Below are 18,644 nucleotides of genomic sequence, written 5' to 3' on the forward strand. Positions count from 1 at the left end.
CCACCAGAAAAAAATGCTATTCATAAGTTACCATTAAAAAGATTTAAATTAAGTTAATTATATATCAAATGATAGCGTTTGTAACCAAAAGATAACCAACAAAAGAAACCTCTTTTAAAGCCGATCAATCAAATAATTAGCTTTATTCACAAGACGCTAAAAACGCTCTTTTTTAGCCTTAAAAATCTCTCATTTGTCTTTTAAAAGCTTTTGTTGTATAATTATGAATGTGGCCTCTTTTAAGGCACAAAAATAAGGAGACAAAAATATTCTATGGTATATAAAAAAAGTTTGAAACATAACTCAATAATAAAATACACAAGAAGATTATTTTTAATTTTATTTTTTTATTTTTAAACACAGAAAGAACACACTTATTAAATGCTGATTACAGCGACCAAAAAGACTTGAAGGATGTAATTATTAATACAAAGTTAGGTTCTATTCAATGTGCTGACCCTAAACAACCCACAAGAAACGAAATTTTAAAAGCAGTTCACGCCAACAACCCCAATAATCCAATTGATGATATTCACATTAAAGTCGTATTTGATGCTTTATGGCCTTACAAACAAGCTTCTCTTTTTCCGTCTAATCCGGATCCTCAAAATAATCCCTACAAAGGACAAGCTGACCTAAATTATTCCACTGGTTTTGAACCGGTAGATCTTTCTCAAGTCATCACTTCCGGCAATATAGGTAATGTAGTTTGTTCTGATCCTAAAGTGCCCACAAAAGAAGAAATTTCAAACCGAATAACTCAAAAATACAATACCTTCATCCCAGATGAAGTAAATGTAGTTGTAGACCCTCAGAACCCCACCACTAACGCAGTAGCAAAGGCTAACGCCGATAGTGTGAGTTATAATCCCGGTTCTGAAGTGGATTTAACTTATAAAACTGTTACTAAACTACCAGAATTATCCACCATCATAACTTCCGGCGAAATAGGTAATGTAGTTTGTTCGGATCCGCAAAAACCCACAAAAGAGGAAGTTTTAAACCAAATAACACAAAAATATAATAACGTGTTTAAAGAAGATGTAGAAGTAGTTTTAGATCCTAAGAATTACACCACTAAAGCAGTTGTAAAAACTAAACCGGATAGCAATAATTATAATCCCGGATCTTCAGTTAATTTAACTTATAAAACTGTTTATAATTCTCCACAAGAAAACATTTCTGATTCTAATTGGTTAACCGAAATATGGTTCTGGGTTTTAACTATGGTAGTTGCTGTTTCCGGAGCTTCCGCTTACGGCATAACAGCCAAAATTAAAAAGAAAAAAAATTCACATCACCATAAATAAAAAAACGACCTTTAAAACGGTTACTTTTTTTAATGTCTTTAAAATTCGTTTTTAATTTTTTGTAACATAAGTTTTTTTTAATTCATGTTTTTGTAAAAAAGCAATTAATAAAGCGTTTTTAGAAGTAGTTAATTCTGTTTCTTTTAAATCAAAAGTTAAAGGCACTAAAGTGTTGACTGTAATTAAAAAACGATTCAAAAAAACTTTTTCTTGAAAGTTTTTTAAATTATCTTTTAGTTTAGGTGCTAGTTGTTCTAAATTAAGATAAATATTTTCTAAATTACCAAATTGGTTTAATAATTTAATAGCCATTTTAGGACCTACAGAAGGCACTCCTTTAATGTTATCTGAAGAATCTCCCACTAAACTTTTAAAATCCACTATTTGAGCGGGTTTTAACTGATATTCTTCCCATAATTTCGGGATATCATAAGAAACTACTTTTTTCAAACCTTGTTTAATTAAAATCACAGTTATATTTTCATCAATTAATTGTAAAAAATCTTTATCGCTAGAATAAATAGTGGTAGCAATGTTTTTATCGCTCGCTTGTTTGGCTAAAGTAGCGATAATATCGTCAGCTTCATAAGTTGGTTGAGCATGATGTTTAACACCTGAAAGAGTTAAATATTCTTTAATTAAATCTATTTGGTCAATTAAATCTTGGGGAGTGATCGGACGACCTTTTTTATAATCTCCATAAATTCCATGTCTTTGCGTTTTGTCAGGAGAATCAAAAGCCACACAAATATGATGATGAGTTTTTTCTAAAATTTTTTCAAACATATTAATAAAAACCATCAAAGCGTTTACATTTTTTCCTTGAGAGTTTAAAGTAGGTGTTTGTTGACTATAAGCGGTAGCGTAATAAGCTCTAAACATTAAAGAATTTCCGTCTACCAAAATTAAATGTTGCATTGCTTCTATAATTCTCCGTTGTTATCTTAGCTTCTTTAAAAAAGTAAAAAATTTTTTTTAATTTTGATCCATAAATTGTTTTAATAATTCTTCAGGGTTATCTAAAGCGCTTAAATTATCAAGTTCCATATTACCCATTTTTTTAGAAATTTGTTTTTGTTTTTCAATAAAATCAATTAATAAATTAACATCTTTTAATTTATTGCCGGAACCTTTCGCGATACGACAACGACGACGATTATTAGATTGTATTAATTGTGGTTGTAAGCGCTCTTCTTTAGTCATGCTTTGAATAATAGTTTCAAATTGGGTAATAATATCTTTATCTAACATTGGCATATTTCTTATTTTAGAACCTATTCCAGGAATAAAATTTAAAATCTTTTTCATAGAACCAATTTTTTTTAAAAGTTTGAATTGTTTTTGTAAGTCGTGATAATTATAATCGTCTTGCAATAAACGGTCCACCAGTTTTTTATCTTGTTCGGAATTAACTTTATCTTCTACTTGTTCGATTAAAGTTAACATATCTCCCATTCCTAAAAGACGTGAAGACATTCTATCCGGATAAAAAATTTCAAAATTATCATCATCATGTTTTTCAGAAGAAGACATGAATTTAATCGGTAAATTAGTTACATATTTGATAGATAAAACCGATCCGCCTTTAATATCAGCATCCATTTTAGTCATAATAACCCCGGTTGCATGAAAAGCTTCATGAAAGCCTTTCGCCACAACAGAAGCTTTTTGACCTAACAGAGAATCAGCCACAATTAAAGTTTCACTTGGTTTTACTTTTTCTTTAATAGTTTTAATTTCATCCAACATATCTTGGTCTAAAGCGGAACGACCAGTAGTATCGATAATAACTGTTTCAAAACCATTATGAAGAGCATATTTTAAACCATTATCAATAATATTCATAGTATTTTTGTTTTGTTGAAAGAAAACATCAATGTTAATTTTCTCCCCAATACTCACTAATTGTTTTACTGCTCCAGGACGATATGTATCAGCAGCAATTAATAAAACTTTTTTGTTTAATTTTTTTTTCACAAAATAAGCTAATTTACCAGCGGTAGTGGTTTTACCACTCCCTTGAAGCCCTACTAATAAAACCACATCATAAGGATTATTAAGTTGTAAAGGTATATTTTTAGAACCTAAAACAGTCGTTAAAACATCGTTAATAATTTTTACCACTTGTTGTTGCGGCTCAAGCCCTTTTAAGACTTCTTTACCAACCGCTTTTTCTTTGATTAAATGGTTAAAATGAGTAATAACATCATAATTAACATCCGCTTCTAAAAAAGATAAACGTATGTCTTTCATCATCAATTCAAGATCTTTTTCTTGAATATGTTTTTTACCTTTCATGGTATCCATAATTTTTTGAAAACTTCTGCTTAAAATACTCATCTTTTGAATGTCCTTTCATTTTCGGAGCGTCTTTGGTTAATTTTTTATATGTTAATTGTAGTGTTTTTGTCATACTTTTTAAATTATTTTTGAGAAATATCAAACAATTGTTAATTTTTTTGTCATAAATATTCGTCGGAAGCGACTTAGTCTTTGATAAATAAGTTGTGAATGAAAGTTCTAATATCAAAAGCGAATAAATCATTAGGATTTTCGCCCATACCGAGATATTTAGTTTCTAGATTGTAAAGATGTTTAATAGCTAAAATTAAACCACCATTAGCCGCTCCATCCATTTTAGTCAAAATAACACCACTTAAAGAAATACTTTGGTTAAATAAATCAATTTGATTCAGGCCATTTTGACCTGTCATAGAGTCCAGCACTAAAAAAGATTCATGCGGACCTTGAGGGAATTTTTTTTGAATCACTTTTTTGATTTTTTCTAGCTCTTTCATTAAGTTAACTTTATTTTGTAAACGGCCTGAAGTATCACATAAAACCACATCAAAAGCATTTTTTTCCGCATAAACCAAAGCGTCAAAAATAACCGCTGAAGGGCTGATATTTCCTTCTTTGAAAAAGACTTCACTTTTCGTTCTTTCGCCCCAAATTTTTAATTGTTCGACTGCTCCAGTTCTAAAAGTATCACCAGCCACTAAAAGCACTTTTTGCCCTTCGGTGGTTAATTTGCTGGCTAACTTACCAATAGTGGTCGTTTTACCTACACCATTAACACCCATAAAGAGATAAATTTGCGGTTTATCGACATTAATAGTTTTAGTCGTTGTTGCGACCTTTTCTTGCTTATTTAAAGCATTATTGGTTTTATCAGTCTTTTCATAAGATAAAGCTTTTTCAGCATTATCATAAGATTCTTTTTCATATAAACCCACAATTTCCTCCATCGTTAACGCGATAAAAGCGGAAGATTCTTGAAGAGGTTTGTGTTCTAAACGATTTTTAATATTAGCTATTAAATGTGTCGCTGTTTTGATCCCTACATCAGCTTTAACTAATAAAATCTCTAAATCTTCTAAAAAAGAAGGATGAAAAGAGCTCTTTTTTTGCACTTCTTGGGCCCATTGGGATAAATTATTACCTAATTTTTTAACTCCTAAAATGTCTTTTTTAACCGTTTTTTAGTAAATATTTTTTTAAAAAATTCCACATATTTTACCAACACCTTTTTTTAATAATTTGGCCCTTTAATAGATCATTTTCTTTAAAACAAGCTATAAAGAAGAAGATAAATAAGAACAAATTAATCTAATTTTTTACATGCATGACGAATAAATAATAAATATTCTTGTATAACTAATATTATATAAAAATATCAATCTGTTTTGAATAAAAACTTTTTAGAAAAAGAGTTATTCTTTTTCTATTTTTGAGTTTCCATATCTTTTAAAGAAACAATTTTTTTACATTTAGGAAAATTGCTGCAACCCAAAAACTCCCCATATCGACCTCTTCTTTTAACCAATAATTCGCCACAAACACTACATTTTTCTCCTGTTAAAACTGGTTTGCTAGCAACAATTTTTTTGGTCCGCTATGGCATATATTTCTTGAAACAAGTGATAAAATTTTTTTAAAAAAGTGGTTTTATCTAATTGGCCGGAAGCGATTTTATCTAAATTTTCTTCCATTTGAGCTGTATATTCGATGTTAATTAAAGAATTGAAATATTGGTCTAAAAGGTTTTTAGTTAAAAAACCTTGTTCCGTACAAAAAAATCTTTTTTCTTCTACTGTCACATAAAACCTTTTTTTTAAAGTTTCAATGATGGTAGAATAAGTCGAAGGACGACCAATTTTTAATTGTTCTAAAGTTTTAATCAAAGAAGCTTCATTAAAACGAGCAGGCGGAGTAGTAAATTTTTGCAGAGTCGTTATTTCTTGCGGTAAATAAGTTTTGTTAACCTCTAAATCTGGTAAAAAATCATTTTTAAAAGTATTAGTATCTAGCCCTTGATAACAACCAGCAAATAAGACCGTTAAACCTTCGGTTTTAAACACATAATCTTTGACATGAAACAATAATTGTGTTTTATTGAAAACAGCGTTAGCCATCAAACTAGTCAAAGTCCGTTCATAAATCATTTTATATAAAGATAATTGATACTTATTTAAATATTTAGTTAAACTTTCCGGATTTTTTTTAATATCCGTGATTCTAATAGCTTCATGCGCATCTTGAATATTATCTTGGCTAGATTTTTGATAAGTTCCCAAATATTCTGGGCCATATTTTTCTTTAATAAAAATTTTAGTTTCTTCCATGAAAGACATAGATAAACGATAAGAATCAGTTCTCATATAAGTAATCAAACCTACCGGTTTTCCTTCTATTTCAATTCCTTCATACAGTTTTTGCGCATTACTCATCGTTTGTTTCGCGTTCATCGATAAATGTCTAAAAGCTTCTTGTTGTAAGGAAGCAGTAATAAAAGGTTTTGGTGGTTTATTAACCACTTTTGTAACCACTATTTCTTTTAAAAGAAAAGGTTGATCTTTTATTTGTTCTACTATTTGAGCCGCTTCTTCGCTTTTAATTTTTTTATCTTTCGGTTTGACCACTAAAGAGGCTTCAAAAGTCTCAAAAAGAGCTTTAATTAAATTATATTCTTCAGGAATAAATTTTTCTCTTTCTTGTTCTAATTCAGCGATTAATTTTAAAGCCACTGATTGAACTCTACCAGCTGATCGGGATTTAATTCTTTTCACTAAACGAGACAGTTTAAAGCCCATTATACGGTCTAACATTCTACGTGTTTCTTGAGAATCAACTAAGGATTGATTAATCACAGAAGGCTTGTTAAAAGCATCCAAAACCACATCTTTCGTTATTTCCGTAAAAAAGATACGGTTTTTATCAGTCATTTTTAAATTCAAAACTTGCGTTAAATGCCAAGCAATAGCTTCTCCTTCACGATCTGGATCAGTCGCTAACAAGACTTCTTTGCCTTTGGTTAAACGGATTAAATCTTTAACTAGTTTTTCTTGTTTCGGAATAATCTTATAATCAGGTAAAAAATCTTTTTCAATATAAATCCCTAAACGGTTTTTACCTTTTAAAGATAAATCTCTAATATGACCTTTAGAAGAGAGAATTAAAATTTTATTATCAAAATAACTATTAAGAGTTTTAGCTTTAGAAGGCGATTCAACAATAATCACTTGCGTTTTCATTTGTCCTAATGCTCTTTCTATAATTTTAAAATTTTAACATACTAATTAAATCAAGATCAAAATTAAATTTTTCTTTTTTATTATTACCTATTTTATGCACAATCATTTCTAACAATTTATTCTCATCTAAAACATTATTTTTTAATAAAAAATTAGCTTTTTGGGCAATAAGAGGCAATAAGTTTTCTTCTTCTAATTCTTTATCATCTAGTTTAAACATTCTTTTTAAACGGTTTTTATAGTGTTTTTTCAAGTAAGTTAATAAATTTTCCACTAAAACCTCTTTAGGCAATAAAGTGGGTTTAATACAACCAGAAATAGCTAATGAATAACCTATTTGTGGATCAGTAAAATTATGATACAAAACTCCAGGAGTATCTAATAATTTCATATTATTATTTAAAGTAATCCATTGCAGTCTTTTAGTAACTCCAGGAGTATTCGCCGTTTTAAACGCTTTTCTCTGTGATAAAGCATTAATTAAAGTCGATTTACCTACATTAGGCACTCCCACAATCATCAATTTTAAAATTTTTTTATGAACCGGAAATTTTTTAATTTTTAAAATAGACTGCATCAAAGGATAAATTTTATTAATATTCAAATTAGTTTTTGCATCAATATTTAAAGTAAATAATTTTTTTTGTTTAAAAAAATCCACAAAAAGATGGTTTTTATCAACATCCGCTAAAAAGGTTTTATTAAATAAAATTAAAACAGGTTTATTATTAAGAGCTTTTAGTAAGTCCAAATTCATACTAGAAACAGGAATTCGAGCATCTAACACAATTAAAATGAAATCCACAAATTTGATATTCATTTTAATTTCTGTTAAAGTTTTTTTCATATGTCCTGGAAACCATTTAATAACGACCATTATTTTATAACCACTCTTTATCTTTGTTTATTTCCGCGCAATAAAAAAGATTTTATTTTTTTTCTTCTTTTTCTTGATGTTTTACTACTTCTTGCAATTCTTTCAAATAATCTTCTAAATCTTGTTCAGAGGTAAAAATAGTTTTACTATAAACTTTATACACTTCTTCTCCTACAATCACTAAAATAGCACAACCTATTTTTTCAAACATACTTTTATAAAATCTATTGAAAAAAAGTTTTTTAGCCCAATGGAAAGGATTGATCAAATTCAAAGTCCCAGTAACAAAACTAATCGCTTTATTGGTTTTTTTATATTTATCAATATATTTTTTATCCACTAATTTTTTTTTTAAAGTAAAAATGCGCCTTAAAGTCATTTTTTTAAACATACGGACCATCTTGTTTTCAAACAATTCATCAATCCTTTGTTGCAAGTATTTCATGAAAGTTAAAGATTCATCCAAAGTGATTTCTAAATAAGGGAAAGGCGAATCAGGATAAAATTTATGCGAAGTCTCAAAAATCAATTTACGCACGCTTTGATATAAAATCATCATAAATTCATCTTTTTTTTTCATTCATATTGTTTTTGAATTCTTCTTGCGTATCTTTGATTAATTGATTGATTTCCTCATCAGTTATTTCGTATTTACTTTTATGAATTTTAGATCTTTTATTAAAATTCTTAATACTAACAAAAATATACAATAACAAAGCAACCACAAAACCAGTAAAAAGACCGGTTAGAAAACTACCAAAAGTAGCTAAATAACCCGATAAATCCGGATCCCATAACTTCATAAACTCCAAACTCCATTTCCTTTATTTATTTCTTTTTCCTTTGTTAAATCTTGTTTAACAATAAAAATAAACTTTCATAAATGTTTTTTTATTCATATCAATTATACAGAATTTATCCCTAAATTAAAAGTTTTTGTTTTGCCTAAGGTTTGATTAATATATAAATGAGGAATCCAAAGGACAGTGTTATTCTGGTCGACCACTAACCATAACTTTTTTCTCTTTGATAAAGGTATTTTTTTATTAATCAGGAATTTTTTTAATTTTTGCGTCCCAAAAGGGAATTTCACCATATCTCCATCTCTTTTTTGTTTTAAAACCAGAGGAAATTTTATCTTGCCTTCGTCATAAAAAAGAATCTTTTGTTCTTGGCAAAAAGATAATAATTTTGGTTCTACACAACCGTATAATAAAGGTTTTACTAAGTTTTCTTGAACTAAAAGAATCTTTTTTTGCCATAATAATTGATCGTATTGTTTTATCAAGAACCACTCATTGTTTAAATCCCATTCTGCGTTAGGTTTATAACGGTTTTGTAAACCTTTAATGATGTTATTTATTAAAGTAAAATTTTTACTAATCTTTTTATCTTCTAAAGAGGTCAAAAGAATATCTTTTTGCACAGCAATATGCAATAATAAAAAAGCTTCTAAATCCCACACCTCTGATAAAGTTTGTTGACTTAAAAAAAGTCGGCTTTGAGAGCGAATGAAATCATGCGCTTCAGTTGTTTGCTGATGAAACTTCTCCATATTCTTCAAAAAATGACGTTCTTCTTTTAAAAGAGGGATAATTTGGTTTCTAATTTTATTACGAGTATAAATGTTTAAACCATTAGTACGATCTTCTAAAAAAGGTATTTTTTTCTCAACAGCGTAACGAATAAGTTCTTCTTTAGGCAAATATAAGAAAGGCTTTAAAAAAAAGATATCATCTTCTCGATAAGACGGTTGAACCCCGCTATAACCTAATAAGGAACTACCTCTTATCATTTTTAAAAAAATAGTTTCCGCTAAATCATCTAAATGATGAGCGGTTAAACAATAACGAGTTTCATATTTAACCGCTATTTCTTTTAACCTTTTTTTTCTGAATAAACTCGCTTGATTCTGAAAATCTTTTTTAGGTAAATCTAATTCAAAATAATGAAAAGGGATGTTTTTAGTTTGACAATAATTAAAGACCAACTCTTTATCTAAAATGGCTTCTTCTCTCATTAAATGATTAAAATGAACCACAATTAAAGGTATTTTTCGATGAAATAAATAATCTAATAACGCCATAGAATCAACTCCACCACTAACAGATATAATATAGAGTTTTTGAGTGTTTAAAGGGGTTAATAATTTTAATTTCACAATCAATAATTCTCGCTATTTCCCGAATTTAAATAATTAGTAAAAGCTAATTTTCAATGATTTTGTACTTTTTATTTCTAAAAAAGACAAAATTTTCTCATCCTTCATAGAATTTACAAATCAAGAATCAACTAAGAACGATCACCAATTATTTTCCAACTAACTATAATATAACATAAACCACAGTTTTATCCACATTTCTTTACCAAGTAAATCCTTCTAGATATAAAAAAAGACCTATTAAGCAGGTCTTTACATCCGTTATTAAAGCCTTAACATCCATTTCCATACTAATTCAAAAAAATAAAAAAAGGAAGGAAATAATAAAGCTAACCAAACTCCTAAAATAGCTCCTAAAAAGGTTCCTAAAGTAACCCCAAAAGCGCCTTTTTTTAAACCGAAATAACAAACAAAAACAATTATTCCAATAAACATCGCTTTTAAATTAATAGTAGTTTCTTCTAAACCAGTACGATCTTCATTTTGAACCTTTTTAACTTCATAAACTTGATAAAAATTATCAAAATTGATTTCGTTCTTTCGATAAACAGCTCTATCCAATTTAGTGACAATAATTAAAGATATAATAATAAAACTCATTAAAACCATCATTAAACGAAAATATTTATTCATTCTCCAAGATTTATTAACAAAATATTTGCGAAAATTAAAGGATATTTTTTCCATTAAAGTCATCATATTTTTTCCATTCCATTTCCATTATTTAATATTTTTTTCTTTTGAGGCGTACGTTCGATAATCGCGTCTACATCAAAACCGAAAACTTTGATAGTTTCTTTTTTCAATTCTCCCGGCGTATATTCAGCATCTGTTTTTTTACTAAAACCAGGCAAATATATTTCATGAGCTAAAAGTTCAAATTTAGATCTTTTCATTAAAGTTTTTCTATTTAAACCAAACACATCCAAAACACCTGAAAAAATTAAATTTTTTAATAATTCATCATTTAAAACTTTTTTCAACCGTACTTTAAAATCAAAAAAATCCTTAAAACTTTGTTTTTTTCTTTCTTGAACGATAAAACGACTAATTTCCTCACTAATACCATAAATAATAGTCAACGGCATTACAATTTGTTGATTAATGTTTTGATAATGACTTTCACTTGCTAAAATATTAGGTTTAATAAAAACAATTTTATCTTGACTTTCTTTGAGTAATTTAGCTGTTTCCGGCGCGTTTTTAATATATTCATTTAACATCACTATATAAAAAGACGTCACATGATAAGTTTTCAAATAAGACATCCGATAACTAATTAAAGAATAAGCCACGCTATGACTTTTATTAAAGCTATAATTAGAAAATTTAACGATATAATCATAAACTTGTGCGGATAAAGCGGACGAATGTTTTTTATTTTTCACACTATTTTTGATAAAATCTTTTTTCAAAGTATCATTGTGCAAAGAAGCATTTTTATTTTGAATCATTTTTCTCATCAAAATTTCAGCTTGTCCTAAATCATATCCCGCAAACCTCACTGATATTTCCATCACTTGTTCTTGAAATAAAATCACTCCATAAGTATTTTGCAAAACACGGTCCACATCAGGATGAATAAAACGAGTTTGGTTGTTTTTACGGTTAGTGCAATATAAATCAAGAAAAGATAATGGGCCAGGGCGGTTAAAAGATAAAACAGCGACTAATTCTTCAAAAGTTTGAGGTTTAATTTTTTTTAAAACTATTTTAGCTGAAAAAGATTCCAATTGAAAAATATAATCCGTATTACCAGTTTGTAAAGTATGATATACTTCTTTTTTATCCAAAGGAATATCATGCCATAATAACTTTTCTTTTTGGTTAATTTGTTTTAAAATTTTATCTACTAAAGATAAACTTTTTAAACTTAATAAATCAATTTTCAATAACCCAATTTTAGCTAATTGTTTGCTTTCTAACTGCATTTGATACTTAATAGGTGAATTAGTTTGATAATTCTTCTGAAGTGGGTAAAAATCAAATAATTTATCTTTGCTTAATATGATACCTGCTGGATGAATTCCTGTTAGTTTAGGAATTCCTTCCATTTTCAACAACACTTTTTCTTTATTTTTATCCAAATATTTATTAAAAAAGGGATTAATGTCTTTTAAACGTATTAAATCTCTTATTAAAGATTTGACTGTAAAAGTGTTAAAAGTGATGATATTGGCGATATGTTCGGAACCGTACTTATCAGCGATATATTGAGTTACTAAATGAATTTTCTCATCCGGAAAATCTAGATCAATATCCGGCAAGGTTTTTCTTTTATAATTTAAAAATCTCTCAAAAAGAAGATTATATTTTAAAGGATCTACTTCCGTAATTCCTAAACAAAAGCACACTAAAGAACCAGAAGAAGAGCCTCTTCCGGGTCCGACCAAAATATCTTTTTTCCGAGCATATTCCAAAAAATCAGCCACAATTAAAAAATAATCTTCATAACGCAAATCGGCAATAATTTTTAATTCTTTTTCTAATTGTTTTTGGTATTGAGTTACAGAATGTAATTGAGTATCTATTTGTTGATTTTTAAGTTTAGCATTTAAAGACATAAAAGTTTTTTCTCGTAAATATTGAAACGAAGTTTGACCCTTATTATTGTCAAAAAGAGGCAAATGCAATTCTTGAGAAAAAAGCTTGTCATAATGGATGGGTTTAATTAAAGTACCCAAATCGACACAAAAACTTTTATATTTATTAAAATAAGGACCATATTGAGCACTAAATTCTTTTTTATCTAAAAAATGAAAAGAAAAAGCGTCTAAATCAGAAATATTATTTTTTGCTTCTGACTCCGGATGAGATAATTTTAACAATAATTCATAATTTTCTCGGTCTTCTTGTCCTAAATAATTAGTTTTATGAACCGGAAGCACTGTTAATTCTAATTTCTCCACCAAAGAGAAAAAGTGTTCATCCATCGCGGCTAAACGAATATTTTGCAAAGAAAAACCCACATAAAACAACTTTAAATGAGTTTTAAAAGCGGCTAAAATAGGTTGCATTTTATTAGGAGCGGATAAATCCGCCAGCAAAAAATCAATATTAGATAAAATAAAAAAAAGACCTTCTTGTAAATGGCTTATTTCTTCTAAAGTAATAGTTTTATCACGAGTACGAATGAAATTAGAAATTTGAATCAAATGACGTAAACCTATATCGTTAGAAGCATAAACCAAAAGACCTATTTTTTGGCCTTTAAAAAGACGTTCCAAAGAAACAAAAATTCTAAGCCCTACAACAGGTTTAATACGGTTTTTTTCACAAACAGAGATAAATTCTACCATACCATATAAATTTTCATCATCACTAAGAGTCACAAAATCATAATTATTTTGAACAGCTTTTTGGACTAATTTTTCAATAGAATTCACGCTTTTAGTGATGCTGTAAAAACTTTGTAGATAAAAAAGACCTCTCATAATTTAAAACCTCATTTTTAAAATCTTTAATATTATTTCTTTCGCCAACCATCCCAAAAGGTTTTCAAATTAATTCAAATTTTTTTTCAATTTTCTCTTGTGTTCTTCAGTTTCAAAAAGATTTTTATTTTTTTTCTCAGCTTCTAATAAAAATAAAGCATACTTCTCTTTTTCTAAAGTCATCATTTTTTCCGCAGCAAAATAAAAAGATTCTAAAAATAAAAGAATAATATTAATCTCTTTTTCTTGTAAGAAAAATTCTAAATCTCCGGTTTGAAGGCATAATTCTAACTGTTCCTGGAATAGATCGATATTTTGATCTATTTCATGAAGAGTGAACATTTTTGTTACTTTATCGGATAATTTAATAACATAAAACGAGAAAATCTTTTCCAAATTTTGGTTTTTTGATTGATCGCTACTAATGGTTAAATAATACACAAATAAATCTTTAATGTTGTGATATATTTTTTTTGGTTCATTTAACAATTTCCTTTTTTCCATAAAATGGTTGGACTGGATGAATAAACAATTATAGTATTTGGTTATTATGTTTAAAGTGAGGGAATAAAATAACATCTCTAATATTAGGCGTATCAGTGAGTAGCATGACTAAACGGTCAATGCCCATCCCCATCCCACCAGTTGGTGGTAAACCGTATTCTAAAGCTTCAATGAAATCGACATCCATTTCCCCAGCTTCATCATCGCCCAAATCTTTTTGTATTAACTGTTGTGCAAAACGTTTTTTTTGCTCTATTGGGTCATTTAACTCACTAAAAGCGTTTACTATTTCTTTACCTGCGATAAACAATTCAAAACGATCAGTAAAACTTGGGTTTTGCTTATTATTTTGCGCCAAAGGACTTACTTCAAAAGGATAATGATAAATGAAAGTTGGTTGAATTAAAGTTGGTTCCACAAATTTCTCAAAAAAAGCGGCGATAATATGACCTTTTTGAAAGAAAGGTTCTAAAGGTACTTTATGCTGGTGAGCTATTTTTTGCACTTCTTCCAAAGTCATTTCTTGGTAAAAATCAACCCCTGTTTTTTCTTTAATAATATCAATCATATTATATTTATGGAAGGTTCCAAAATCAATTTCGTCCCCTTGGTACACAAATTTTAATTGACCTAAAACAGTTTGTGCTACGTCTTTTAAACAAGATTCGGTTAAATCCATCATACCTTGCATATTAGAAAAAGCTAAATAAGCTTCTATAGTAGTAAATTCAGGATTATGAGTAGCATTTACTCCTTCATTACGGAAAATACGACCTATTTCATAAACCGCTTTCATACCACCCACAATTAATTTTTTTAAAGGTATTTCGGTAGCTATTCTTAAATAAAAATCAGAACTTAAAGCGTTATGATGAGTGATAAAAGGTTTAGCGGAAGCTCCGCCGATAAAAGAATGTAAAATCGGGGTTTCTACTTCTAAAAAATCTCGATCATCAAAAAATTTTCTCACCGCTTTAATTACTTTGGAACGAGTTACAAAAGTGTCCATCGATCGGGGATTAGTGATTAAATCAATATATCTTTTTTTTCTAATTAATTCTTTATCTTTTAAACCTTTGTGTTTATCCGGTAAAACTTTTAAACTTTTACTTAAATGGATTAAATTAGTAGCCTTAATCGTTAATTCATCTGTTTTAGTTTTAAACAAATAACCTTCAATTCCGACAATATCACCTAAATCAGCGTTTTTATAAATAGTGAAAGATAATGGCGACACTAGCTTCATATTCACATAAACTTGCATAGAACTATCAAAATCTTTTAATTGAAAAAAACCCGCCTTACCTTGAAGTCTTTTTAAAACTATTCGACCTGCCACAGCGACATTAATCAAGTTATTCTCTAATTCGGTTCTGTCTAGAAGTTTATATTTTTTCAATAAGTCAGAAACGTTATTTTGTACAACAAAATGGTTTTTAAAAGGTTCAACGTCAATTTTTTTTAATTCTTCTATTTTATTTTTTCTAATTACTGTTTGTTCTAATTCTAATGATTTTTCTTCATTATTCATAAATAATCATTGAACCCCTTTTTTTATTTAATTTTTATTTTTGAATATAATTCAGCAGAAAACAAAAACATTCCCACCTTAAGTAGTTTTATTGGAGATAATATTAACATATTTTAATTAAAAGAAAGAAAGGCAATTGAGAGAAAATTACTTTTCATCCGTCAAAAAAAGATGTTAAACTTACCTATTATTTTAACATATTAAAAGAAAAAGATGTCAAAATTAAAACACAATGCTGCAATGTTGTTGCAAAGGTAATTTCAAAATTAATCAAGCTGGCTTTTTATGAACAATTATCCTTCTTCTTTCATCTTCAAAAAGACTAGACCAATTATATTGTATAATAAACATTTTCATTTGTTTAAAGAAAAAAAGAATCTTTTTATTCAAAAGATTCTATGTTAAAAAAATAATGTGCATAAGCCATGTTCTGTTCTTGTTTTTGCAAACAAGTGTGATCATTTATCTCTACATTCGTTATCGAAAATAGCACAAAAACCAACTATAATTAAAAAAACAGAAAACGTCAATTTTCATGTGCCCCTACCATTTTTTTGGGTTGTTAGCTTGAGGAGTTTACCGCGTTTCATTTAATTATTTCTAATTAACTCGTTTCTGTGGCACTTTAAGTTTATTTTCATGAACTTATGAATAAGTTTTTAGAATTTAAACAGTCGTTACTTAAATGAATTTAAGCACCTTAAGTTCTTGTTTTCCTTAAGCACAAACACTACATGTCTTTCCTAAACATGTGCTAATATGGACTTTCCTAAGCCTAATATTGTTAAAAACAATATTAAACCTCGACCACCTTCCATTATTTTTTAACATTAATATTTTAACAAATTTTAACGCAATATTCTTGTCTTTTTACAATAATAATCCAAGATTAATGTTTTTTCTTCAACGAAAGATCGATTTTACCTTTTTCATTGATATTGATACATTTTACGGTTACCATTTGTCCGATATTAACCACATCTTCCACTTTATCAACTCTTTTGTCTGATAATTTGCTGATGTGAAGAAAACCTTCTACTCCAGGTAAAAGTTGAATTATCGCACCAAAAGAATGACCAGTTTTTTTATCCATTAAAATCTTAGCCACGGCTCCTTCGAAAATTTGACCGACTTCGATGTCCTTTACCAAGTTTAAAATATAATGAGACGTTCTTTCCACTACTTCTAAATCTTGATGCATAATAAATACTCGTCCATCTTGTTCTATATCAATTTTAACATTATCGTTATTTTCAATAATTTGAGAAATGATCTTTCCGCCTGTTCCGATAACATCACGAATTTTACTAGTGTGAATATTAATCACTTTTATTTTTAACGCATAAGGAGACAATTCTTTGCGTGATTTAGTGATAGTATCGTTCATTTTATTTAAAATATGCAGACGACCTAAACGCGCTTTTTCCAAAGCAGTTTTTAAAATATCTAAACTGATAGATTCAATTTTAATATCCATTTGTAAAGCTGTAATACCTTTTGCAGTTCCAGCAACTTTAAAATCCATATCACCTTTTTGGTCCTCTAAACCTTGAATATCGCTCAAAATAACGTATTCATCTTGGTTATCGTAAAACAATCCCATCGCGATACCTGCTACAGCGCTTTTTAAAGGCACGCCAGCATCCATTAAAGCCATAGAAGAGGAACAAATAGTCGCTTGAGAAGAAGACCCGTTAGATTCTAAAATTTCAGATACTACGCGGATACTGTAAGGAAATTCTTCTTCTGAAGGTAAGACGTGTAATAATGCTTTTTCCGCCAACATCCCATGACCTATTTCTCGACGAGAAGGAGACATATATCTTCCTACCGAACCAACAGAAAAAGCGGGAAAATTGTAATGCAACATAAAACGTTTTTTAGCATCTTCTGTTAAATCATCAATCGTTTTACCTTCGCTTAAAGAACCTAACGTTACTACTGCTAAACTTTGGGTCTCGCCACGAGTAAAAACAGCTGATCCATGTGTTCTTGGCAATAAACCCACTTGATTTTCAATAGTTCTGATTTCATCAATTTCTCTTCCATCAGTTCTTTTTTTCTCATGAATAATCATTTTACGAATTTCTTGCGTTAACAAAGTGTCAAAAATCGCTTCTATTTCGGTTAAATATTTTTTTTGTTGTTCTAAATCAAGAACTGCGATTTCCTCAACAGTTTTGAAAAAATTCTTTTGTTTATATTCTGCCATAATTTCATCTTTTAACAATTGAAGATTTTGAGATAAGACGTTTTTTTGTTTTTTTTGTTGATTATTTTCTTGTAATATTGCGATTATGGCTGAACGATATTTTTCATCTATTTCTTGGAATAAAACTGCATTTGTTTCTGGAATATCTAAAGCAATTTTTTCTTTACCAATTTGTTGGCGAATTTCTTCTTGAAAAGCACACATTTTTTTAATCACTTCGTGACCAAACAACATCACTTCTAATAATTCTTCTTCAGGAGTTTCTTTCGCCACTGCTTCAATCATATTCAAACTATCTTGAGTGCCTGAAAGAGTTAATAAAAAATCAGACATTTCTTTTTGTTTTAAATTTGGGTTAATAACCATTTCGCCTTTGATCTTGCCAATAGAAACAGCCGAAACCGCTTCTACGAAAGGAATATCAGAAACTAATAAAGCCAAAGAACTGCCAAAAAGAGCGAAATTTTCGTTATTACAATTATGATCACTACTTAAAACAGTATTAATAATTTGAATTTCGTTTTTTACATTTTTATCAAATAAAGGTCTTAAAGCTCTGTCAATTAAACGTGAGTTTAAGACTTCAAAATCAGTGGATCTACCTTCTCTTTTGGTAAAGCTGCCAGGTATTTTACCAGCTGAATACAGTTTTTCTTGATAAATCACCATCAATGGAAAATAATTTAAAGTTGTGTCTTGCGTACTAGAAACAGCAACACTCAAAATAACAGTATCTTTATAACGTACCATAACAGATCCGTTCGCTTGTTTAGCAAATTTATTTATTTCCACAGTTAATGAATTATTTTCAAAAGTAGTTTCAAACACTTGTTGAGTCATTAAAAAAATCTCCTTTTTTCATTTATATAACTTTTTTATCATTTTTTTAACCAAAACCACTTTTGAAAATAAAAATTAACTTAATATTTATTCGTACATAATAAAAAAAGACCTTTTTGCATTGATCTTAATATAGTTTGGCGCCTACGCTAGGGCTCGAACCTAGGACCTCCTGATTAACAGTCAGATGCTCTACCAACTGAGCTACATAGGCATTATTATTTTTTATTAACCTTAATCA

Annotated in this window: 15 protein-coding genes, 1 tRNA gene and 1 other RNA gene; 1 reads left to right on the forward strand and 16 read right to left on the reverse strand. The window is 28.7% G+C overall.

Annotated elements, in window-relative coordinates; all coding sequences use genetic code 11:
* Positions 1–407 precede the first annotated feature (407 nt).
* Positions 408–1,310, forward strand: a complete 903-nt coding sequence (locus CPX_RS00365) for a hypothetical protein (protein ID WP_235443163.1) — start codon at positions 408–410, stop codon at positions 1,308–1,310.
* 51 nt (positions 1,311–1,361) lie between these two features.
* Here the strand turns inward: CPX_RS00365 and CPX_RS00370 are convergent, their stop codons facing one another.
* The 16 genes from CPX_RS00370 to CPX_RS00430 all read right to left on the reverse strand — a co-directional run bounded on the left by CPX_RS00370 (position 1,362) and on the right by CPX_RS00430 (position 18,617).
* Complete coding sequence (locus CPX_RS00370) at positions 1,362–2,228, reverse strand: 5'-3' exonuclease (protein ID WP_053521290.1); 867 nt, start codon at positions 2,226–2,228, stop codon at positions 1,362–1,364.
* A 57-nt stretch (positions 2,229–2,285) separates the two neighbouring features.
* Entirely contained in the window at positions 2,286–3,650 is a 1,365-nt protein-coding gene (locus CPX_RS00375; protein WP_053521291.1) for a signal recognition particle protein, read from the reverse strand.
* Between the two features lie 146 nt (positions 3,651–3,796).
* Positions 3,797–4,723, reverse strand: coding sequence for a signal recognition particle-docking protein FtsY (gene ftsY / locus CPX_RS00380; RefSeq protein WP_235443164.1), 927 nt, complete (start codon positions 4,721–4,723; stop codon positions 3,797–3,799).
* A 311-nt stretch (positions 4,724–5,034) separates the two neighbouring features.
* Positions 5,035–5,136 (reverse strand): topoisomerase DNA-binding C4 zinc finger domain-containing protein, encoded by a 102-nt coding sequence (locus CPX_RS03165; RefSeq protein ID WP_235443165.1) that lies wholly within the window; start codon positions 5,134–5,136, stop codon positions 5,035–5,037.
* A 46-nt stretch (positions 5,137–5,182) separates the two neighbouring features.
* Positions 5,183–6,844: a type I DNA topoisomerase gene (gene topA, locus CPX_RS00385; protein WP_235443166.1), complete on the reverse strand. Its 1,662-nt coding sequence runs from the start codon at positions 6,842–6,844 to the stop codon at positions 5,183–5,185.
* Between the two features lie 25 nt (positions 6,845–6,869).
* On the reverse strand, positions 6,870–7,721 hold the full coding sequence (gene ylqF, locus CPX_RS00390; protein ID WP_053521292.1) for a ribosome biogenesis GTPase YlqF: 852 nt from the start codon (positions 7,719–7,721) through the stop codon (positions 6,870–6,872).
* Positions 7,722–7,773: 52 nt separating this feature from the next.
* The gene (locus CPX_RS00395; protein ID WP_235443167.1) at positions 7,774–8,301 is read right to left on the reverse strand and encodes a hypothetical protein; all 528 of its coding nucleotides are present in this window, start codon (positions 8,299–8,301) and stop codon (positions 7,774–7,776) included.
* The gene (locus CPX_RS03170) at positions 8,285–8,524 is read right to left on the reverse strand and encodes a hypothetical protein (RefSeq protein WP_235443168.1); all 240 of its coding nucleotides are present in this window, start codon (positions 8,522–8,524) and stop codon (positions 8,285–8,287) included. Before CPX_RS03170 ends, CPX_RS00395 begins: the two co-directional genes overlap by 17 nt.
* A 101-nt stretch (positions 8,525–8,625) precedes the next feature.
* Positions 8,626–9,882 carry a tRNA lysidine(34) synthetase TilS gene (tilS, locus tag CPX_RS00400; RefSeq protein WP_053521301.1) on the reverse strand — a complete coding sequence of 419 codons (1,257 nt, stop codon included), beginning with the start codon at positions 9,880–9,882 and terminating at the stop codon, positions 8,626–8,628.
* Positions 9,883–10,146: 264 nt separating this feature from the next.
* Positions 10,147–10,581 carry a hypothetical protein gene (locus CPX_RS00405; RefSeq protein ID WP_235443169.1) on the reverse strand — a complete coding sequence of 145 codons (435 nt, stop codon included), beginning with the start codon at positions 10,579–10,581 and terminating at the stop codon, positions 10,147–10,149.
* Positions 10,578–13,316: a helix-hairpin-helix domain-containing protein gene (locus CPX_RS00410; RefSeq protein ID WP_053521294.1), complete on the reverse strand. Its 2,739-nt coding sequence runs from the start codon at positions 13,314–13,316 to the stop codon at positions 10,578–10,580. The genes CPX_RS00405 and CPX_RS00410 overlap by 4 nt, the downstream gene beginning before the upstream one ends.
* Positions 13,317–13,385: 69 nt before the next feature.
* Positions 13,386–13,805, reverse strand: coding sequence for a hypothetical protein (locus CPX_RS00415; RefSeq protein ID WP_235443170.1), 420 nt, complete (start codon positions 13,803–13,805; stop codon positions 13,386–13,388).
* A gap of 43 nt (positions 13,806–13,848) precedes the next feature.
* A complete protein-coding gene (lysS, locus tag CPX_RS00420; RefSeq protein ID WP_053521295.1) occupies positions 13,849–15,351 on the reverse strand; it encodes a lysine--tRNA ligase in 1,503 nt (500 codons plus the stop codon).
* Between the two features lie 414 nt (positions 15,352–15,765).
* Positions 15,766–16,170, reverse strand: an RNA gene (gene rnpB / locus CPX_RS02865) — RNase P RNA component class B.
* 70 nt (positions 16,171–16,240) lie between these two features.
* Positions 16,241–18,403, reverse strand: a complete 2,163-nt coding sequence (locus CPX_RS00425; protein WP_053521296.1) for a polyribonucleotide nucleotidyltransferase — start codon at positions 18,401–18,403, stop codon at positions 16,241–16,243.
* Between the two features lie 138 nt (positions 18,404–18,541).
* Positions 18,542–18,617: transfer RNA gene (locus CPX_RS00430), tRNA-Asn, on the reverse strand.
* Positions 18,618–18,644: the final 27 nt, after the last annotated feature.

This window comes from Candidatus Phytoplasma pruni, assembly GCF_001277135.1.
GTDB lineage: Bacteria > Bacillota_I > Bacilli_A > Acholeplasmatales > Acholeplasmataceae > Phytoplasma > Phytoplasma pruni.